The sequence below is a fragment of the Yoonia sp. MH D7 genome, from assembly GCF_054439475.1.
This window is the reverse complement of sequence record NZ_JBTJCF010000001.1, coordinates 2,580,853-2,600,294: the sequence shown is the minus strand read 5'-3', so window position 1 is coordinate 2,600,294 and position 19,442 is coordinate 2,580,853. Positions and strand designations below refer to the sequence as shown.

The following is a 19,442-nucleotide window of genomic DNA, read 5'->3' as shown; positions in this document are numbered from 1 at the left end:
AGCCCGCCCTTTTAGGGGGCGGGCCAGATCGGGATTTATAGTTTGGAGGTCAACTCTGGCACAGCATCAAAAAGATCAGCGACCAAGCCAAAGTCGGCGACTTGGAAAATTGGCGCTTCCTCGTCTTTGTTGATTGCGACGATTATTTTAGAGTCTTTCATACCAGCAAGGTGCTGGATCGCGCCTGAAATGCCGACTGCGATATAAAGGTCAGGCGCCACGACTTTGCCGGTTTGCCCGACTTGCCAGTCGTTCGGTGCGTAACCTGAATCGACTGCGGCCCGCGACGCGCCAACGGCTGCGTTGAGTTTGTCGGCCAGTCCTTCAATGATTTTGAAGTTGTCTTCGGATCCGATGCCGCGCCCGCCCGAGACAACAACACCTGCCGATGTCAGTTCGGGACGGTCCGATGATGCAACCTTGTCGGCGACCCATTCGGACAGGGCCGGATCAGCGGCAGCGCCGATGTTGGATACGGCCGCGGACCAGCCCATACCTGCGGCGTCAAAGCCTGCGGTGCGGATGGTCATAACCTTGGTTGCGTCGGTTGATTTCACGGTTTGGATCGCGTTGCCCGCGTAAATTGGCCGCTCGAATGTGTCAGCGTCGATGATGCCGGTGACTTCCGAGATGACCATGACGTCAAGCAAGGCTGCGACGCGTGGAATCACGTTTTTCGCGTCTGTTGTGCCGGGGGCCGCGATGTGTGTGTAGTCGCCCGCGAGAGAGACAATCAAAGCCGCTGTAGGCTCGGCAAGACGGTGGCCAAGGCTTGCGTCTTCGGCGCAAATCACGGCTTTGACACCGTCGATTTTTGCGGCTTCTGCCGCTGCTTCCGATGCGTTTGCGCCTGCGCAAAGCACGGTGACATCGCCGAGTGATTGCACAGCCGAGACGGCTTTTGCGGTTGCGTCAACGGACAATACGCCGTCGGTGACTTCGCCAATGAGGAGAACAGCCATGTTATACAGCCCCCGCTTCTTTGAGTTTTTCGATGAGTTCATCAACCGATTTGACGATGATGCCGGCTTTACGTGTGTTCGGTTCTACGGTGCTGACGACGGTCAGGCGCGGGGTGATATCAACGCCGTAGTCGGCAGGCGTTTTCTCGTCCAGCGGCTTTTTCTTGGCCTTCATGATGTTCGGCAAAGAGGCGTAGCGCGGTTCGTTCAGGCGTAGATCAACAGTCACGATTGTTGGCATTTTGACTTTGATGGTTTGCAAACCGCCATCCACTTCGCGGGTTACGGTGGCGTGGTCGCCGTCGATGTCCAGCTCGGAGGCGAATGTGCCTTGGGACCAGCCCAAGAGCGCGGAGAGCATTTGGCCGGTGGCGTTCATGTCGTTGTCGATCGCTTGCTTGCCTGCGAGGACGAGGCCGGGGGCTTCTTCCTTGACGATGGCCGCGAGGATTTTGGCGACGGCCAGCGGCTCGATGTCGGTGTGCACGTCGTCGGTTGCAACCACGAGGATTGCACGGTCGGCACCCATAGCGAGGGCGGTGCGCAGTGTTTCCTGGCTTTGTTTTACGCCGATTGAGACCGCGATTACTTCTTCGACTTTACCTGCTTCGCGCAGGCGGATCGCTTCTTCGATAGCGATTTCATCAAAGGGGTTCATCGACATTTTAACGTTTGCAAGATCAACACCGCTTCCGTCCGCTTTGACGCGCACTTTCACGTTATAGTCGATCACGCGTTTGACGGGTACGAGGACCTTCATCGCGGTTTCTCCTGTTAGGTTTATTTACTCTGGGAAATTGTTAGCGCGATGGGCGCGGGGAGGACAGTGTAAAATCGACACGGCGTGGATCAGGGACGCCACGTTGCGGGGGAAGGGGCTTAGCGATTTGCGCCCGGCACCCACAGAACATCATCTTTGCCGTTGTTATTGGCGATGCGCGAGGCCTGAAAAAACCAGTCGGACAGGCGGTTGAGGTATTTAATCGCGGCAGGGTTCACGGATTCGGTTGTGGCGAGTTCAACAGTCAGCCGCTCGGCGCGCCGTGATACGGTGCGGCACAGGTGCAGGCGTGCGGCGAGCGCGGAGCCGCCCGGCAGGATAAAGCTACGCAGGGGGGCGACCATTTTGGTCATGGCGTCGATTTCCGCCTCGAGCCGCGCCACTTGGCTGTCGGCCATACGCAAGGGAGGGTATGGGGCTGTGGCGTCGTTTTCCATGTCAGGTGTGCAAAGGTCAGCGCCCAGATCAAACAGGTCGTTCTGGATCATCATCAACTGCGCGTCGAAATCACCGGTTGCGTGCAGGCGTGCCATGCCAACGGTTGCATTCGTTTCATCCACCGTGCCGTAAGCGGTGACCCGCGCCGCGTGTTTTGCGACCCGCGCGCCGTTGCCCAAGGCGGTTTCGCCTGCATCGCCGGTTTTTGTATAGATTTTATTCAAAACAACCATTTTGACGCTCCTTTAGCCGCGCAGATAAACAAATAGTAAAATGAGAGCGACGGCGACGGCCTGCGCGCCAATCCGCCAGCGCATGATGCGGTTGGCATGTTTTTTGTTAAAATCGCCGCCTTTGCCAAAGGTGCCAATGCCGAACAGCAAGATGCCAAGCACGATCAGCACGGCGAGTGCGACCAGAATGAAAAGTGGATCTGAGGCCATTGTCATCGTCCCTTATTTGATTTGATTTATGTAGCAGAGGTGGCGCAAAAAGAAAGGGATCACCCGCGCCCGATAACTGCGTCAAGTGCGCACGTGGGCAGAATGCGTCGCAGTATCCCTGCGAAGTAGGTGGGTTTTGTAACATAATAGCGTGGCTTTGGTCGTTTGGACGTCGCTGCATGGATCAGTTTTTTAGTGACTGCGCTGGCGGGTCGTTCAAATTTGTCTGGTCCGCTGCTGGTATATAATCTGTCGCGTAGGGTGATGTATTGCGCGGCGCGTGCAGAGCCTTGCCAGTCGATCCAACGCTCGAAATGCGGGATTGCGTTGGCGCGGATATCGGAGGTGATTGGGCCCGGTTCGATCAGAATGATTTTGATCGCGGTATCGGCCATTTCCATGCGCAGCACGTCGGTTAACCCTTCGAGGGCGAATTTCGTGGCGACGTAAGCGCCGCGCCATTTAAGGCCCACGAGGCCAAGCACGCTGGAGCAGTTGATGATCCGTCCGTGGTCTTGGGCGCGCATGACGGGGATCACGAGGTTGGTGAGTTCAAGGTAGCCAAACACGTTGACTTCAAAGATCGCGCGAAGTGCGTCGCGTGGCAGGTCTTCGACGGCGGCAGGGCAGGCGAAGGCGCCGTTGTTATAAAGCACATCAAGCGTGCCGCCTGTGGCTGTTAAAACCTGCGCCAGTCCGTTCTTGATTGTGGCGCTGTCGGCGTAGTCGATCAGGGGGCTGTCAAAGCCCAAGCCGATCAGGCGGTCACAATCGGCCTGTTGGCGGCAGCTTGCGAAAACGCGCCAGCCAAGGGCGCGAAACCCTTGGGCAGCGTCAAAGCCGATGCCCGAAGAGCAGCCTGTGATGAGGATGGTTTTTTGTGTCATATGGCACGACATACGCCACTGCGCGGCGCAAACAAGGGCTTAGCTGTTGGACAAAAGCCGCGCTGACATCCAGCCGATCTGGTTGGTGTCTGTCACGCGCACACGCGCCCAGCCTTCTGGTGTCAGTTCGATCACTTGGGTTTGTGTGCCAAAGGTCAGCGTGTCCAACACGCCGTAATCGATGCCCGGCCCCGAGCGCATATTCACGCGCCGGCCTGTCACCTGACGCAGGTCGGCGATAACGGCAGCCTGAACCGGCGTTGTGGTCAGTGATGCTTGCGTAACTTTAGCCTCCGAAATCTGTGGTGTTTCGGTGACGTTGGGCAGCGCCCTCAGTGCTGCGCGTGTTATCTGCGGTGCGTCGAATGGCACAACGGGCGCGGTCACGACGGTGGTTTGAGCAGCGGGGCGGGGTTCTGGCGCAAAGTCCGCGCCGCCCGACATTTCGTAAAAACCGAAGCCCAGCATCATAAATGAGAGTAAAATAAATTTGTTCATGGCAGCGTGATCCCCCCGGATCGATCAGAAATTGTGATCGTTGCACCCTTATAATACCAGCTATGTAAGAATAACGCAGGGAAAATCTTCGACCTGTTCCCCGTATTGGCATCTTTACGACCCTGATCGGCACGGTTACACCACACCTTATGAGTGACGATATTATAGATCCGGATACACCCAGCTTGGAAACCACCGAGCCGTTGCGCCGCGCCATTGGCGAGCGTTACCTGACCTATGCGTTATCGACAATTATGCACCGTGCCTTGCCGGATGCGCGTGACGGGCTGAAGCCTGTGCATCGCCGTATTCTGTACGCGATGCGCGAGTTGAAGCTGGCGAGTAATGGCGGGTTTCGCAAATCAGCAAAGATTTCCGGCGATGTGATGGGTAACTATCACCCGCACGGTGATGCCGCGATTTATGATGCGATGGCCCGTTTGGCTCAAGAGTTTAACGTGCGGTATCCACTGGTGCATGGTCAGGGGAATTTCGGCAATATCGATGGCGATAACCCTGCCGCGGCCCGTTATACCGAGGCCCGCATGACCGCCGCCGCCGAGGCGTTGATGGAGGGGCTGACCGAGAACGCGGTTGATTATCGCCCCAACTATGATGGCACCCGCGAAGAGCCTGTCGTGTTTCCTGCGGCGTTTCCGAACCTGCTGGCCAATGGATCAACGGGGATTGCGGTGGGGATGGCCACCAACATTCCGCCGCATAACCTGCATGAGTTGATTGATGCCTGTCTGCATATGATCAAGACGCCTGATGTGCGTGACGAGACATTGTTGAATTATATTCCCGGGCCTGATTTTCCGACCGGTGGCACGATTGTTGAACCTCCCGAGAATATTGCCGAGGCGTATCGCACGGGGCGTGGTTCATTCCGGTTGCGCGCCAAGTGGGAGGTTGAGGATCTGGGACGTGGTCAGTGGCAGATTATTGTCACCGAGATTCCGTATCAGGTTCAGAAATCCAAGCTGATCGAGAAGCTGGCCGAGTTGATTAACCTTAAGAAGGTGCCGTTGCTGGCCGATGTGCGCGACGAATCGGCTGAAGATATTCGTATGGTGCTTGAGCCACGGTCCAAGACAGTGGACCCCGAGATGTTGATGGGGATGTTGTTTCGCAACTCTGATCTCGAGACCCGTTTCAGTTTGAATATGAACGTGTTGATTGACGGTTTGACGCCGAAGGTTTGTTCGCTCAAGGAAGTGTTGCGCGCGTTTCTGGATCATCGCCGCGAGGTATTGATCCGCCGCTCAACACACCGGATGGAAAAGATAGATCACCGCTTGGAGGTGCTAGAGGGCTTTATCGTTGCCTTTTTGAACCTTGATCGTGTGATCGATATTATTCGTTATGATGACGAGCCCAAGCGTGCGTTGATGATCGAGGATTGGGGTCGCGAGCATCCGCGTGCGTTCTCTGAAAAAGAATATGTTTCGCCAATTGTGGCTGGAGCGGACCCTGAGATTTCGTTGACCGAAGTGCAGGCCGAGGCGATTTTGAATATGCGCCTGCGGTCGTTGCGCCGGTTGGAAGAGATCGAGCTGGTGAAAGAGCGTGATGCCTTGATGCTGGAGCGTGCAGGGTTGGAAGATCTGCTTGAAAGTGATGATGTGCAGTGGTCGACGATTGCCGAGCAGCTGCGCGAAACCCGTAAGCAGTTTGGCCGCGAGAGCATTGGTGGCGCGCGGCGCACCCAGTTCGCGATTGCCGCCGAGGTGGTCGAGGTGCCGCTGGAAGCAATGATCGATCGTGAGCCGATTACGGTTGTTTGTAGTCAGATGGGCTGGATCAGGGCGATGACGGGTCACATTGATCTGACTCGCGAGTTGAAGTTCAAGGATGGTGATGGGCCGCGCTTTATCTTCCATGCCGAGACTACGGACCGGTTGTTGGTGTTTGGCACAAACGGGCGGTTCTATACGGTTGGCGCGGCGAGCCTGCCCGGCGGACGCGGCATGGGTGAACCGTTGCGGCTGATCGTCGATTTGCCCAATGAATGCGAAATTGTGGATATGTTTGTGCATCAAGCTGGCATGCGTTTGATCGTGGCGTCTGATGCGGGCAACGGATTTATCGTGCCGGAAAACGACGTGATTGCGCAGACCCGCACAGGCAAACAGGTGTTGAATGTCGGGGACGGGGTCGCCAAGACCTGCATCCGCATGAACGGGGATCATATTGCTGTGATTTCCGAGAACGCCAAACTGTTGGTGTTTTCGACCGATGACCTGCCCGAAATGGGACGCGGCAAAGGTGTGCGTTTGCAGAAATACAAGAAAGCTCCGAGCCGTCAGGGGACCTTGGAAATCGACGGCGGGTTGTGTGATCTGACCACGTTCCAGTGGGCCGACGGGTTATCATGGCAAATGGGCGGCGGTAAAACCCGCACGGAGCCGGATATGTCGGAGTGGAAAGCGGCGCGTGGCGGTATGGGCAAGCGGCCTCCGCATGGTTTCCCCAAGAACAACAAGTTCGGATAATGCAGCATTTGTTTGCCTATTGAAGAGTCTTGTTCGTTGGTCGAAATAGCCTAATCCCCTTGCATTTTCCCCCGTTTCAGAATAGATCGCCCGCGATGTTGGAACGGGCCCACGTGGCCCCTCAGAATTAAGGGCGCTAGCAAAATGGCTAAGGCAAAGTTTGAACGTAATAAACCACACGTTAACATCGGCACAATCGGCCACGTTGACCACGGTAAGACAACACTGACAGCAGCGATCACCAAGTATTTTGGTGATTTCCAAGCGTATGACCAGATTGACGGCGCGCCAGAAGAAAAAGCACGTGGTATCACGATTTCGACTGCTCACGTTGAGTACGAAACCGAAGCACGTCACTACGCACACGTTGACTGCCCAGGTCACGCCGACTACGTCAAGAACATGATCACCGGTGCTGCCCAGATGGACGGCGCGATCCTTGTTGTGAACGCAGCAGACGGTCCAATGCCACAGACACGCGAGCACATCTTGCTTGGCCGTCAGGTTGGCATCCCGTACATGGTTGTTTACATGAACAAAGTTGACCAAGTAGACGACGATGAGTTGTTGGAATTGGTTGAAATGGAAATCCGTGAGTTGTTGTCCAAGTACGACTACCCTGGCGACGACATTCCTGTGATCCCTGGTTCCGCTCTGCACGCGATGAACGGCACACAGCCAGAAATCGGCGAAAGCTCCATCATCGCGTTGATGAAGGCTGTTGACGAGTACATCCCGACACCAGCACGCGCAGTTGACCTGCCGTTCTTGATGCCAATCGAGGATGTATTCTCGATCTCTGGCCGTGGTACTGTTGTGACTGGTCGTATCGAGCGTGGCGTATTGAACGTTGGTGAAGAAATCTCCATCGTTGGTATCCGTGACACGAAGAAAACAGTTTGTACTGGTGTTGAAATGTTCCGCAAGCTGCTTGATCGCGGTGAAGCTGGCGACAACGTTGGCGCATTGCTGCGCGGTATCGACCGTGAAGGTGTTGAGCGCGGTCAGGTTCTGTGTAAGCCAGGTTCGGTTAACCCGCACACTGACTTTGAAGCAGAAGCCTACATTCTGACCAAAGAAGAAGGCGGTCGTCACACACCGTTTTTTGCGAACTACCGTCCACAGTTCTACTTCCGTACAACTGACGTGACCGGCACTGTTGTTCTTCCAGAAGGCACAGAAATGGTCATGCCTGGCGACAACTTGAAGTTCAACGTTGAGCTGATCGCACCAATCGCGATGGAAGACGGCCTGCGTTTTGCGATCCGCGAAGGCGGCCGTACCGTCGGCGCTGGTGTTGTGTCCAAGATCGTTAAGTAAGCTTTGTAGGGTGTGCGTTTATGCGCACCACTGCCAAGACAAAGAAGGCCGCTTCCGAAAGGAGGCGGCCTTTTTGTTTAGGTCTCGACGCTCTATAAGGGCTGTATGACCAATTTTGCATCCCCCGATACGCTGCACCCTGTCATCTTGCCTGATGGCACAGCCCACGCCGGCACGGTTTTTCTGCGCCCTGCGACTTTGGCGCATCCACAGTTTCATGTGGGTGATTATAGCTATGCCAGTGCCCATGTCGCCCCTGATGATTGGGCCGCGCATTTGGCCCCGTATCTGTATCCGTTTTCCCCAGAGTATCCGTCTTGATCAAGCGGTTTTTGGTGTCCATTTGCGATTAGCTTTGACAAGTGCATTTGCGATTTCGATTAGCTTCCGCATTATAGCGACAATTGCGACCTTGGCGGGTTTTCCCACGTCTCGTAGGTGTTCGTATTTTGCTTTGAGGTCTGGGTTCCAGCGCATGGCGACTAATGCGGGCATGTAAAGGGCATCGCGCAAGGGCTTGCGCCCGCTTCCGATGGACGCTTTGCCCTGCCATAATCCAGACTGGCGTGTGATGGGGGCGAGACCAGCCAGGCTGGCCACTTGTTTGCGATCTAGCGTGCCGAGTTCGGGCATCAGGGTCAATATTGCGGCAGCAGAAACAGCGCCGACACCGGGCATGGAACGCAAAATATCATGCGTACGTGCGGTGCTCTCCCGCGCCTGGATCAGCGCTGCTATCTCGGCGTCCAACTCAACGATCTGGCGTTCCACTAGCGTGAGACGCGCTTTGGTTTGGCGTTTCAGGAGAGATAACCCCTGAATTTGAGCACGGTTGCGCAATCTGGTGCGATCCTTGACCAACCCAGCCCGCGCAACATGCAAGTCTTTGAGGTCAATTGCTTCTTTCGGGAGAGGCACTTGTGGTTCAAGATTAAATGCCGCGCCCATAAGCGCCAACATTCGAGCATCGACTGCATCAGTCTTAGCTCTCGTACCATGGGCCTGCGCAAAACGGCGCGCCTGCAAAGGATTTACCTTGACCAATGGTAACACCTTCCCAAGTGTCGCTTCAAAGGCTTTGTGATACGATCCTGTCGGCTCGTAAACGACCCTCGCTACACGGGTCGCCTTGCCCAACCATCTGATAAGAGCACGGAAGCCTGTGATTGAATTATCGAAGCGTTTAGCCATGTCGTCTTCCAATCGAAACACGTCCAGATGGGATTTAGAAATGTCCACGCCAATGTTATGATCTGTCATATTCTCCATATCCTATGCTTGTCATACGTGACTTGTTGCACGCGTATCCGTTCAGGCCTTTGGGGAAGACGGCGGTTGATCAAACTCTGGAGCGGTCCATCATGACCCAGCCATTTACGATCCAACCGCCGCCACTGCCTGTCACAAATGACGTGGCGGGCAGTGGCCCCATTATAAAGCAGGAGCCAAGTTCATTATAAGACAAGTCGTTGTATATTGGGAAATTCTGCCAGATTGCGGATGGGGTTCAGTTTATAACGGCCTCTGCCAATCATCGCTACGACGGGTTTTCCAGCTATCCGTTTGGTATTTTTGGTGGTGGTTTGGCGGGGTCGCCTGCGATGCCTGACGCGGGACCTGATACGCGTATTGGCAATGACGTATGGATCGGGCAGGGCGCGCGGATATTGCCGGGGGCTGTGATTGGTAATGGCGTGATTGTCGGGGCTGGGGCCGTTGTTGCGGGGGTGGTGCCTGATTATGCGATTGTGGCAGGGAACCCTGCAGTGGTGAAGCGGATGCGGTTTGATGCGGCAACGATCACAGCCCTGAACGGGATCGCATGGTGGGACTGGCCGATTGACACAATCCGCGCGCATGAGGCGGAGATTGTTGGCGCAGATATCGCGGCGCTGAAAGCAATCACCATCGTGTAGGGTGCGCGTTTATGCGCACTGCCGTCATTGGTTATATATTCGCGGCCAACTCATCCGCGTCCCGCATCACTTGTGTCATCAAAGCGCCGATTTCTTCGCGTCCGCTGTCGCCTTTGCGTGGGATTGTGACTGAGAGTTTTGCGAAAACTTTGGCACCGCGTGTAAACGGTAGTGGTAGCATCATTCTGTCCCAGCTGCCGAGTATTTTGTGCCGTTTTGTGCTGAAGGCATAGGCAAAGACGGGCATGCCTGTGATCCGCGCCCAGTCGAGAGGCGCGTCTTTGACGACCTGTGCCGGTCCTGTTGGCCCGTCGCCTGTCAGGCCGATGCAGGCGCCTTCTTTCATGCGTCGCAGGATCATGCGCGAGGCGGCGATGTTGGACCGTTTGTTTGACATTTCCATTGGCAGCAAGCCCAGCCGCGTGTGAAGCGCGCCGACCACCCGTGCAATTGGCGAGGTGTCGTGCAACGTCGAGAGCTGTCTTGCGTCGCGTGGCCAGTGGTGTCCGACGAGGAGCAATCTGCCATGCCAGAGAACCAACAAGACAGGGCCTTCTGCCAGTGCGCTGCGCAAGGTATCTTCGCCGCGCACCTCCCATTTTGTGGTCCGGTTACACAGCGAAAGGTAGCCCCCCGCGATGACCCCCAAGAGCCACGCGAGAAATTGCGATTTTTCGATCTGTTTGCGAAATGCCATAGCTGCGATCCTTGTTATGCGCATTGTTTCGACATTTCTGTGCCTGAATACAAGGTTGCGTTGCAATCCCCCTTGATCCTGCGCAAATATCGGGCTAATCGACAGGCGGTCTTAGGGGTGTAGCTCAGTTGGTAGAGCGACGGTCTCCAAAACCGTAGGTCCACGGTTCGAACCCGTGCGCCCCTGCCAAGACCACATGATGCGATGCCCTGTAATTAGGATGACCCGCCCCATGAACCAACACCCCGCGAGATCAATTGCCTTGCATATCGGCGCGCATAAAACTGCGACATCGCATTTGCAGCGATCGTTTGCGGTGCAGCGGCAGGCTCTCAGTGCGGCGGGTGTGCAGTATTTTGGGCCCGATACGCTGCGCAAGCCGCGCCAGACGCTGATCGATTTGTTTGACCTCAAGATCACCGATACATCTGCACAGCCCACACGCACACGCGACGCGCAGTTAGATCATATGTTTCAAGACGGGCATCGGTTGATCCTGAGTGACGAGAATTTCATCGGGGTGATGCACCGGCCTGATGGCAATATGCGCTCGCCGCTTTATCGCGGAGCCGAAGAGCGGGTGAGTGCCTTTGTGGCGGCTGTTGCGCCCTGTCCGGTTGATGTGTTCATTGGTATTCGCAGTCCTACCGGGTTTCTCGGCTCGGCTTACGGGCAGGCGTTGATGGGGCATGGGCCAATCGCGTTTGACGATTATCTGTCGAAGAATCCGCTGTCGCTTGTGCGCTGGGCCGGATTGATCGCGGGGCTGCGCCAGATCTCCGGGGTCGGGCGCATATTCGTTTGGCAGCAGGAAAAATACCGCTGGCGGTTTCACAAGGTGACAGGGGCAATGATGGGCGAGGGTGTGGATATGCGCATCATGCCATTCCCCGATAAAGTGCATGTCGGGTTGTCGCAGCGTGCGGTCGATCATGTGTTGGCGCATACAGGTGGGCCTGTGCCCGTGGACCTGGGTGATGCGGCGCGGCGGGCCTATCCAGTATCGGCGCAAAACCCTGCGTTTCGTCCCTTTACTATGCAGCAGGTCGAAACGGCCGATGCGCATTATGCCGTGCAGCTGGCCGAGATTGCGGCGATGGAGGGTGTAACGTTGCTGCGGGCTTGAAAAGCGCGCGCCAAACCCGTATGTCCGCCTTATTCCGCCAAGAGGTAATAGAACATGGCCATCGCCAATCCTGTCAAGTTTGCACAAGAAGTCCGTGCAGAAGTCGCCAAAGTTGTTTGGCCAACCCGCCGTGAAGTGGTCCTGACCACAATCATGGTTTTCATCATGGCCACGCTGACCGCGATTTTCTTTTCGCTGGTTGATATGGCGATTCGTTTCGGCCTGACCAATGTGCTGAGCTATTTCGGTTCTTAATAAGTTGCGCGGGTTTTTACCCTTACCCACTTGAAAACAACGGGTAAGGGCGGTAATAGCCCCAGACTCCTAGAGATGGCGTGTTGCGAATCGTGCAGCGCGCCGCATTTTATTTTCTGGGATAGACGGGTTAACTACCTGATTTAAATGGAATTTGCGCCCTTCGGGGTGCTGGCGGCTGAGGTATCGGATCACATGGCGAAACGTTGGTATTCGGTAAGCGTTCTCTCGAATTTTGAGAAAAAGATCGCAGAAACCATTCGACAGAAAGCTGAAGAGCAAGGTTTGAGCGATCAAATCGAAGAAGTACTGGTGCCGACGGAAGAAGTAATTGAAATCCGCCGCAACAAGAAAGTGACCGCCGAGCGTCGCTTTATGCCGGGCTATGTGCTTGTGCGTATGGAGTTGTCGGACGAGGCGTACCACTTGGTGAACTCGATCAACCGCGTCACTGGTTTCTTGGGCCCACATGGTCGCCCGATGCCAATGCGCGACGCAGAGGTTCAGGCGATTCTCGGTCGTGTTGAAGAAGGTCAGGATGCACCACGCACATTGATCCACTTCGAGATTGGCGAGAAAGTAAAAGTCAACGAAGGGCCGTTTGAAGATTTCGACGGCATGGTTGAAGAAGTTGATGAAGAGAACGCGCGCCTTAAGGTGACGGTCTCTATCTTTGGTCGGGCAACACCGGTCGAATTGGAATTCACGCAAGTAACCAAGCAAGGTTAAATGCGTGCATCAGAGGTGGGAGGCGCAAGCTGAACCACCGCAAAGCGCCCCTCGCGGGCATTGTAGGGTGGGTCCTTGACCCATCGCTGAAATGAAGGAGACGCCTTATGGCTAAAAAAGTAATGGGATCGCTCAAGCTGCAAGTTAAAGCAGGCCAAGCCAATCCATCCCCACCCGTCGGTCCAGCACTGGGTCAGCGCGGCATCAACATCATGGAATTCTGTAAAGCGTTCAACGCAAAAACAGCTGACATGGAGCCAGGTGCGCCTTGCCCGACCGTGATCACATATTACGCTGACAAATCTTTCTCTATGGAAGTGAAGTCCCCACCCGCATCGCATTTCATCAAGAAAGCGGCCAAGCTGAAAGCCGGTTCTAAAGAGCCAGGCAAGACAGTTGCGGGTACGATCACTGGTAAGCAGGTGCGTGAAATCGCCGAAGCCAAGATGAAGGACCTCAACGCGACGTCCATCGAAGGCGCAATGCTGATCATCGCGGGCTCTGCTCGCTCTATGGGCATCGAGGTGAAGTAAGATGGCAAAATTTGGTAAGCGCACAACTGCTGCTCGCGCAGCATTCGCAGGCAAAGAGCTTGTAAAAGTAACCGAGGCTGTGTCTTTGGTTAAAGGCAACGCAACTGCAAAGTTCGACGAAACAGTCGAGATTTCCTTGCAGCTTGGTGTTGATCCACGTCACGCAGACCAGATGGTTCGCGGCACAGTCACATTGCCACACGGCACTGGTAAAACTGTTCGCGTTGCTGTTTTTGCGCGCGGCGATAAGGCTGACGAAGCAAAAGCTGCTGGTGCAGACATCGTTGGTGCAGAAGACCTGATGGAAACCATTCAGGGCGGCACAATCGACTTTGATCGTTGCATCGCGACACCTGACATGATGGCTATTGTTGGTCGTCTTGGTAAGGTTTTGGGCCCACGTAACCTGATGCCAAACCCACGTGTTGGCACAGTGACAATGGACGTCAAGGCGGCTGTTGAAGCGGCTAAAGGCGGCCAGGTTCAGTTCAAAGCTGAAAAAGCTGGTGTTGTTCATGCTGGTATCGGCAAAGCATCTTTCTCTGCGCAGCAGATTGAAGAAAACATGCTGGCATTTGTTGATGCGGTGCAAAAAGCACGCCCAACTGGTGCAAAAGGCACATACATGAAGAAGATCGCTGTATCTTCGACAATGGGCCCTGGCGTTTCTGTTGACATCGCAAGCGCGACTGGCAACTAAGAAAAAAACAGGACGGGCTTAGGTCCGTCCTGAAAGAGATTCGCATTCCATACGGGGTGCGTTTAGCGGGATCAGATGATCGATCCCGTTCTGTCCGAGACGGAGGGTGCAATCGCAAGTGCGCATAATTCCTTCCTGAGATGGGAAACGAGAACTAGTTTACCGCGGGTTTAGACCCTCGGGCGAAATTGGCCTCGGGACCCTGAAATTGGACCCGAACTGGGTTTGGCATTAGCCAGATCCGAAATGAGCTGGGGGGTAACCCCCGAATTTGGAGTGAAACTGTGGATAGAGCACAAAAAGAACAGTTGGTCGACGATCTCGGCCAAATCTTTGAAAGCTCTGGCGTCGTTGTGGTTAGCCGCTACGAGGGTATGACAGTTGCCGAAATGCAGGACCTGCGCGCGCAAATGCGTGAAGTTGGTGGGTCTGTTCGTGTTGCCAAAAACAAGCTCGCCAAGATCGCCCTTGAGGGTAAGCCATGCGCAAGCATTGCTGCATTCCTTGATGGCATGACCGTGTTGGCCTATTCCGAGGATCCTGTCGCTGCTGCGAAGGTCGTCGATGCATATGCTAAGAAAAACGACAAGCTCGTTATTCTTGGTGGTGCAATGGGTGATACAGCACTGGACGTCGACGGTGTTAAGGCCGTGGCACAGATGCCAAGCCGCGAGGAGCTTATTGCTTCTATCGTGGGTTGTATCGGTGCACCTGCTTCCAACATCGCCGGGGCCATTGGCGCGCCTGCTTCCAACATCGCGAGCATTCTCTCGACTATCGAAGAGAAAGCTGCCTGAAGCATCTGAAATATCCGACTGGGCAAATCTTGCGTACGTTGGAACACACTTAAATCGAATGGAGATAGCATAATGGCTGATCTTAAGAAAATGGCTGAAGAGATTGTTGGTCTGACCCTTCTCGAAGCACAAGAACTGAAAACCATCCTGAAGGATGAGTATGGCATCGAGCCTGCAGCCGGTGGCGCAGTCATGATGGCTGGCCCTGCGGCTGGCGGCGAAGCGGCCGAAGAGAAGACAGAATTCGACGTCGTTCTCAAAGACGCTGGCGCATCCAAGATCAACGTCATCAAAGAAGTCCGCGCGATCACAGGTCTTGGCCTGAAAGAAGCAAAAGACTTGGTTGAAGCCGGTGGCAAAATCAAAGAAGGCGCTTCCAAAGCAGAAGCTGATGAAGTCAAAGCAAAGCTGGAAGCAGTTGGCGCGACTGTAGAATTGGCTTAAGCTACTTCTCTAGGGTCAATTTGTCCCTATATATAACGGCTGGGTGCGTGTATGCGCGCCCGGCTAAACCTGTCTTAGAAGGATGTTCTGCGTGAACATCCGTCTTGGGTAGGTTTCATTGTCGGGAGGCGCCGGTGGGACGGTTGCCACGAATAGACATGAAACCCCCTGTCAAATGGGTGTATTTTCGCGGCCCGGGCGAAGGTACATTCGGTTAGACAAATATAAGGTGACATTACACATGGCTCAGTCCTTCCTCGGTCAGAAACGCCTGCGTAAGTACTACGGAAAAATCCGTGAAGTTCTTGAAATGCCGAACCTCATTGAGGTTCAGAAATCTTCTTACGATCTATTCTTGCGCTCTGGCGACAGCCCCACCCCGCTTGACGGCGAAGGCATCAAAGGTGTCTTTCAGTCGGTATTCCCGATCAAAGATTTCAACGAAACCGCTGTTCTCGAGTTCGTAAAGTACGAGCTGGAGAAGCCGAAATACGACGTTGAAGAGTGCATGCAGCGCGACATGACTTATGCCGCACCGCTGAAGGTCACTCTCCGTCTGATCGTGTTTGAAGTGGACGAAGACACAGGCGCCAAGTCTGTAAAAGACATCAAAGAGCAAGACGTGTTCATGGGCGACATGCCATTGATGACGCCAAACGGTACGTTTGTTGTGAACGGTACCGAGCGTGTGATCGTGTCCCAGATGCACCGCTCACCTGGCGTGTTCTTTGACCATGACAAAGGCAAAACCCATTCTTCGGGCAAGCTGCTGTTCGCTTGCCGGATTATTCCATACCGTGGCTCTTGGTTGGACTTCGAGTTTGACGCCAAGGACCTTGTGTTCTGCCGGATTGACCGTCGTCGTAAGCTGCCGGTAACTACGTTGTTGTATGCGCTTGGTCTTGACCAAGAGGGCATCATGAATGCCTATTACAAAACTGTCGACTTTAACCTCGACAAAAAGGGCGATGCCTGGACCACCAAGTTCTTCCCACAGCGCGTTCGTGGCACCCGTCCATTGGCTGATCTGGTTGACGCGGCGACTGGCGAAGTCATCGCAAAAGCCGGTGAGAAAATCACCCCGCGTGCGGTTAAGAAATTGATCGACGAAGGTAACGTGACGGACCTGTTGGTGCCGTTCAACGATATCCTTGGCAAGTTTGTGGCCCGCGATATCATCAACGAAGAAACCGGTGCGATTTACGTCGAAGCTGGTGACGAATTGACGGTTGAGCTGGACAAAGCTGGCGACGTGATCGGTGGCACATTGCGTGAATTGGTTGATGCGGGCATCACATCAATTCCTGTGCTGGATATCGATAACGTCAACGTTGGCGGCTATATGCGCAACACGATGGCGGCGGATAAAAACCTGAACCGCGAAACCGCGTTGATGGATATCTACCGCGTGATGCGTCCGGGCGAGCCACCCACTGTTGATGCGGCATCTGCGCTGTTTGATACGTTGTTCTTTGACGGCGAGCGTTACGATCTGTCTGCTGTCGGTCGTGTGAAAATGAACATGCGTCTCGATCTGGATGCTGACGATTCGATGCGCACGCTGCGCAAGGAAGACATCGTTGCATGTATCAAAGCGCTGGTAGAATTGCGTGACGGCAAGGGCGATATCGACGATATTGACCACCTTGGTAACCGTCGTGTGCGGTCTGTTGGCGAGCTGATGGAAAACCAGTACCGCGTTGGCCTGTTGCGTATGGAACGCGCTATCAAGGAACGTATGTCCTCTGTCGAAATCGACACTGTGATGCCACAAGACTTGATCAACGCGAAACCAGCGGCTGCTGCTGTGCGCGAATTCTTTGGCTCGAGCCAATTGTCACAGTTCATGGACCAAACCAACCCGCTGTCGGAAGTCACGCACAAGCGTCGTCTTTCTGCATTGGGCCCAGGTGGTTTGACCCGCGAACGTGCCGGCTTTGAGGTTCGTGACGTTCACCCGACCCACTATGGTCGTATGTGTCCGATTGAAACGCCCGAAGGACCGAACATTGGTCTAATCAACAGCTTGGCTACTTTTGCACGTGTGAACAAGTATGGTTTCATCGAGACACCGTATCGCAAAGTTGTTGACGGCAAGGTAACTGACGATGTGCAGTACATGTCGGCGACCGAGGAAATGCGTCACACTGTGGCGCAGGCCAACGCGAACATGAACGAAGATGGTTCGTTTAACAACGAATTGGTATCGACCCGTAAGAACGGTGACTACACACTTGCCCCACGCGAGAATGTTGACTTGATCGACGTATCGCCAAAGCAGCTGGTGTCTGTTGCGGCGTCCTTGATCCCGTTCCTTGAAAACGACGATGCGAACCGTGCCTTGATGGGCTCGAACATGATGCGTCAGGCTGTGCCATTGCTGCAGGCCGAGGCTCCACTTGTGGGCACCGGGATTGAAGAAGTGGTTGCACGCGACTCTGGTGCGGCGATCATGGCAAAGCGCCAAGGGATCATCGACCAAGTTGATGCGCAGCGTATCGTTATTCGCGCGACGCATGACCTTGAGTTGGGTGATGCAGGCGTTGATATCTACCGTATGCGGAAGTTCCAGCGCTCGAACCAGAACACATGTATTAACCAGCGCCCTTTGGTGAAGGTTGGTGATATTGTTCTTAAGGGCGAAGTTATTGCCGACGGTCCATCCACAGATATGGGTGAATTGGCGCTTGGTAAAAACGTGGTTGTCGCGTTTATGCCTTGGAATGGCTATAACTATGAGGACTCCATCCTGATCTCCGAGCGGATTACTCGTGACGACGTATTCACTTCGATCCACATCGATGAGTTTGAAGTTGCCGCACGTGACACGAAGCTTGGGCCTGAGGAAATCACACGCGATATTCCAAACGTGGGTGAAGAAGCGCTACGTAACCTCGACGAGGCTGGTATCGTTTACATCGGTGCGGAAGTTGGCCCTGCGGATATTCTTGTGGGTAAGATCACACCAAAAGGCGAAAGCCCGATGACGCCAGAAGAAAAGCTGCTGCGCGCCATCTTTGGTGAGAAAGCATCCGATGTGCGTGACACATCCTTGCGTCTGCCCCCAGGTGATTTCGGCACGATTGTCGAAGTGCGCGTTTTCAACCGCCATGGCGTTGAAAAAGACGAGCGTGCGCTGCAGATCGAGCGTGAAGAAGTCGAGCGTCTGTCGCGCGACCGTGACGACGAGCTGATCATCCTGGATCGCAACATCTATGCCCGTTTGAAAACAACGATCATGGGTAAAATTGCGGTAAAGGGTCCGAAAGGATTCAAGTCCAATACTGAGATCACCGAAGAAACATTGTCTGAGGTTTCTCGTGGTTTGTGGTGGCACTTTGCCCTCAAGGATGAAGCTGACGCGCAAATCGTGGAAGCGATGAACGAGCAGTACGAGATCCAGAAGCGTGCAATGGATGCCCGTTTTGAGGACAAAGTCGAGAAAGTCCGTCGCGGCGATGATTTGCCACCAGGTGTGATGAAGATGGTTAAAGTCTTTGTCGCGGTGAAGCGTAAGCTTCAGCCAGGTGATAAAATGGCGGGTCGTCACGGGAACAAAGGTGTTATTTCCAAGGTTGTACCGATGGAAGACATGCCGTTCCTTGCGGATGGGACACCAGTCGACTTCTGTTTGAACCCGCTTGGCGTGCCTTCACGTATGAACGTTGGTCAGATTCTCGAATGTCACATGGGTTGGGCCGCACGCGGTCTGGGCATGAACATTGACGAAGCATTGGGTGAATTCCGTCGTTCCGGCGATTTGACACCTGTGCGTGAAGCGATGCGTTTGGCTTACGGTGACGACGTTTACGAAGAGGGTCTTGCCAATATGACCGAGGTCGAGCTTGTTGAAAGCGCGGGCAACGTCACACGCGGTGTGCCAATCGCGACGCCAGTCTTTGACGGTGCGAAAGAAGCAGACGTAAACGACAGCTTGAAGCGTGCCGGTTTTGATACCTCTGGTCAGTCCATCTTGTTTGATGGCCGGACTGGTGAACAGTTTAGCCGTAAGGTGACTGTCGGTATGAAATACCTGCTTAAGCTGCACCACCTCGTGGACGATAAAATCCACGCACGTTCCACAGGACCATACTCCTTGGTCACGCAACAGCCGCTGGGTGGTAAAGCCCAATTCGGTGGACAGCGTTTCGGGGAAATGGAAGTCTGGGCACTGGAAGCATATGGCGCGGCGTATACGCTGCAAGAGATGCTCACAGTCAAGTCCGATGACGTTGCTGGCCGTACCAAAGTGTACGAGAGCATTGTTAAGGGCGAAGACAACTTTGAGGCAGGTGTCCCAGAGTCGTTTAACGTGCTTGTGAAAGAAGTCCGGGGCCTCGGCCTCAACATGGAACTCCTGGATGCGGAGGATGAGGAATAGGAATTTTCTAGAAAATTCTCGGGGGGCGGTTTGTTGAAAC

General features: G+C 54.5%; 20 protein-coding genes and 1 tRNA gene. 13 read left to right on the top strand and 8 right to left on the bottom strand.

All coding sequences use genetic code 11. The annotated features are described in order from the left end of the window. Positions 1-35: 35 nt before the first annotated feature. The 6 genes from ACXLHR_RS12925 to ACXLHR_RS12900 all read right to left on the bottom strand — a co-directional run bounded on the left by ACXLHR_RS12925 (position 36) and on the right by ACXLHR_RS12900 (position 4,009). Complete coding sequence (locus tag ACXLHR_RS12925; protein WP_458791829.1) at positions 36-962, bottom strand: electron transfer flavoprotein subunit alpha/FixB family protein; 927 nt, start codon at positions 960-962, stop codon at positions 36-38. 1 nt (position 963) lies between these two features. Further along, a complete protein-coding gene (locus ACXLHR_RS12920; RefSeq protein WP_458791828.1) occupies positions 964-1,722 on the bottom strand; it encodes an electron transfer flavoprotein subunit beta/FixA family protein in 759 nt (252 codons plus the stop codon). A gap of 119 nt (positions 1,723-1,841) precedes the next feature. Next, positions 1,842-2,414: a cob(I)yrinic acid a,c-diamide adenosyltransferase gene (locus ACXLHR_RS12915; protein ID WP_458791827.1), complete on the bottom strand. Its 573-nt coding sequence runs from the start codon at positions 2,412-2,414 to the stop codon at positions 1,842-1,844. Between the two features lie 12 nt (positions 2,415-2,426). Then, positions 2,427-2,624, bottom strand: a complete 198-nt coding sequence (locus tag ACXLHR_RS12910) for a twin transmembrane helix small protein (protein WP_458791826.1) — start codon at positions 2,622-2,624, stop codon at positions 2,427-2,429. 59 nt (positions 2,625-2,683) lie between these two features. Further along, positions 2,684-3,511 carry an SDR family NAD(P)-dependent oxidoreductase gene (locus ACXLHR_RS12905; RefSeq protein WP_458791825.1) on the bottom strand — a complete coding sequence of 276 codons (828 nt, stop codon included), beginning with the start codon at positions 3,509-3,511 and terminating at the stop codon, positions 2,684-2,686. Between the two features lie 39 nt (positions 3,512-3,550). After that, positions 3,551-4,009, bottom strand: a complete 459-nt coding sequence (locus ACXLHR_RS12900) for an SH3 domain-containing protein (protein ID WP_458791824.1) — start codon at positions 4,007-4,009, stop codon at positions 3,551-3,553. Positions 4,010-4,158: 149 nt separating this feature from the next. Here ACXLHR_RS12900 and ACXLHR_RS12895 point away from each other — a divergent pair, with 149 nt between their 5' ends. The 3 genes from ACXLHR_RS12895 to ACXLHR_RS12885 all read left to right on the top strand — a co-directional run bounded on the left by ACXLHR_RS12895 (position 4,159) and on the right by ACXLHR_RS12885 (position 8,145). Next, positions 4,159-6,504, top strand: a complete 2,346-nt coding sequence (locus tag ACXLHR_RS12895; RefSeq protein ID WP_458791823.1) for a DNA topoisomerase IV subunit A — start codon at positions 4,159-4,161, stop codon at positions 6,502-6,504. Positions 6,505-6,648: 144 nt separating this feature from the next. Continuing rightward, positions 6,649-7,824 carry an elongation factor Tu gene (gene tuf / locus ACXLHR_RS12890; protein ID WP_458791803.1) on the top strand — a complete coding sequence of 392 codons (1,176 nt, stop codon included), beginning with the start codon at positions 6,649-6,651 and terminating at the stop codon, positions 7,822-7,824. Between the two features lie 105 nt (positions 7,825-7,929). Continuing rightward, the gene (locus tag ACXLHR_RS12885; RefSeq protein ID WP_458791822.1) at positions 7,930-8,145 is read left to right on the top strand and encodes a hypothetical protein; all 216 of its coding nucleotides are present in this window, start codon (positions 7,930-7,932) and stop codon (positions 8,143-8,145) included. Here the strand turns inward: ACXLHR_RS12885 and ACXLHR_RS12880 are convergent, their stop codons facing one another. Next, the gene (locus ACXLHR_RS12880; protein ID WP_458789636.1) at positions 8,146-9,084 is read right to left on the bottom strand and encodes an IS110 family RNA-guided transposase; all 939 of its coding nucleotides are present in this window, start codon (positions 9,082-9,084) and stop codon (positions 8,146-8,148) included. Positions 9,085-9,293: 209 nt separating this feature from the next. Between ACXLHR_RS12880 and ACXLHR_RS12875 the strand changes: the two genes are divergently transcribed. Continuing rightward, positions 9,294-9,740: an LbetaH domain-containing protein gene (locus ACXLHR_RS12875; protein WP_458791821.1), complete on the top strand. Its 447-nt coding sequence runs from the start codon at positions 9,294-9,296 to the stop codon at positions 9,738-9,740. 31 nt (positions 9,741-9,771) lie between these two features. Here ACXLHR_RS12875 and ACXLHR_RS12870 read toward each other — a convergent pair whose 3' ends face one another. After that, positions 9,772-10,437: a lysophospholipid acyltransferase family protein gene (locus tag ACXLHR_RS12870; RefSeq protein WP_458791820.1), complete on the bottom strand. Its 666-nt coding sequence runs from the start codon at positions 10,435-10,437 to the stop codon at positions 9,772-9,774. A 113-nt stretch (positions 10,438-10,550) separates the two neighbouring features. Between ACXLHR_RS12870 and ACXLHR_RS12865 the strand changes: the two genes are divergently transcribed. The 9 genes from ACXLHR_RS12865 (at position 10,551) to rpoB (ending at position 19,402) form a co-directional block, all read left to right on the top strand. Further along, positions 10,551-10,626, top strand: a tRNA-Trp gene (locus tag ACXLHR_RS12865). Positions 10,627-10,669: 43 nt separating this feature from the next. Next, on the top strand, positions 10,670-11,563 hold the full coding sequence (locus ACXLHR_RS12860; protein WP_458791819.1) for a hypothetical protein: 894 nt from the start codon (positions 10,670-10,672) through the stop codon (positions 11,561-11,563). A gap of 54 nt (positions 11,564-11,617) precedes the next feature. After that, positions 11,618-11,818: a preprotein translocase subunit SecE gene (gene secE, locus ACXLHR_RS12855; RefSeq protein ID WP_458791818.1), complete on the top strand. Its 201-nt coding sequence runs from the start codon at positions 11,618-11,620 to the stop codon at positions 11,816-11,818. A 195-nt stretch (positions 11,819-12,013) separates the two neighbouring features. After that, positions 12,014-12,547 (top strand): transcription termination/antitermination protein NusG, encoded by a 534-nt coding sequence (gene nusG / locus ACXLHR_RS12850; RefSeq protein ID WP_458792549.1) that lies wholly within the window; start codon positions 12,014-12,016, stop codon positions 12,545-12,547. Positions 12,548-12,654: 107 nt separating this feature from the next. Further along, positions 12,655-13,080: a 50S ribosomal protein L11 gene (gene rplK, locus ACXLHR_RS12845; protein WP_458791817.1), complete on the top strand. Its 426-nt coding sequence runs from the start codon at positions 12,655-12,657 to the stop codon at positions 13,078-13,080. Position 13,081: 1 nt separating this feature from the next. Beyond that, a complete protein-coding gene (rplA, locus tag ACXLHR_RS12840; protein ID WP_458791816.1) occupies positions 13,082-13,780 on the top strand; it encodes a 50S ribosomal protein L1 in 699 nt (232 codons plus the stop codon). A gap of 284 nt (positions 13,781-14,064) precedes the next feature. Continuing rightward, positions 14,065-14,577 (top strand): 50S ribosomal protein L10, encoded by a 513-nt coding sequence (gene rplJ, locus ACXLHR_RS12835; protein ID WP_458791815.1) that lies wholly within the window; start codon positions 14,065-14,067, stop codon positions 14,575-14,577. A 72-nt stretch (positions 14,578-14,649) separates the two neighbouring features. Continuing rightward, positions 14,650-15,021 carry a 50S ribosomal protein L7/L12 gene (rplL, locus tag ACXLHR_RS12830; RefSeq protein ID WP_458791814.1) on the top strand — a complete coding sequence of 124 codons (372 nt, stop codon included), beginning with the start codon at positions 14,650-14,652 and terminating at the stop codon, positions 15,019-15,021. 241 nt (positions 15,022-15,262) lie between these two features. Beyond that, the gene (gene rpoB / locus ACXLHR_RS12825) at positions 15,263-19,402 is read left to right on the top strand and encodes a DNA-directed RNA polymerase subunit beta (RefSeq protein WP_458791813.1); all 4,140 of its coding nucleotides are present in this window, start codon (positions 15,263-15,265) and stop codon (positions 19,400-19,402) included. Positions 19,403-19,442 lie beyond the last annotated feature (40 nt).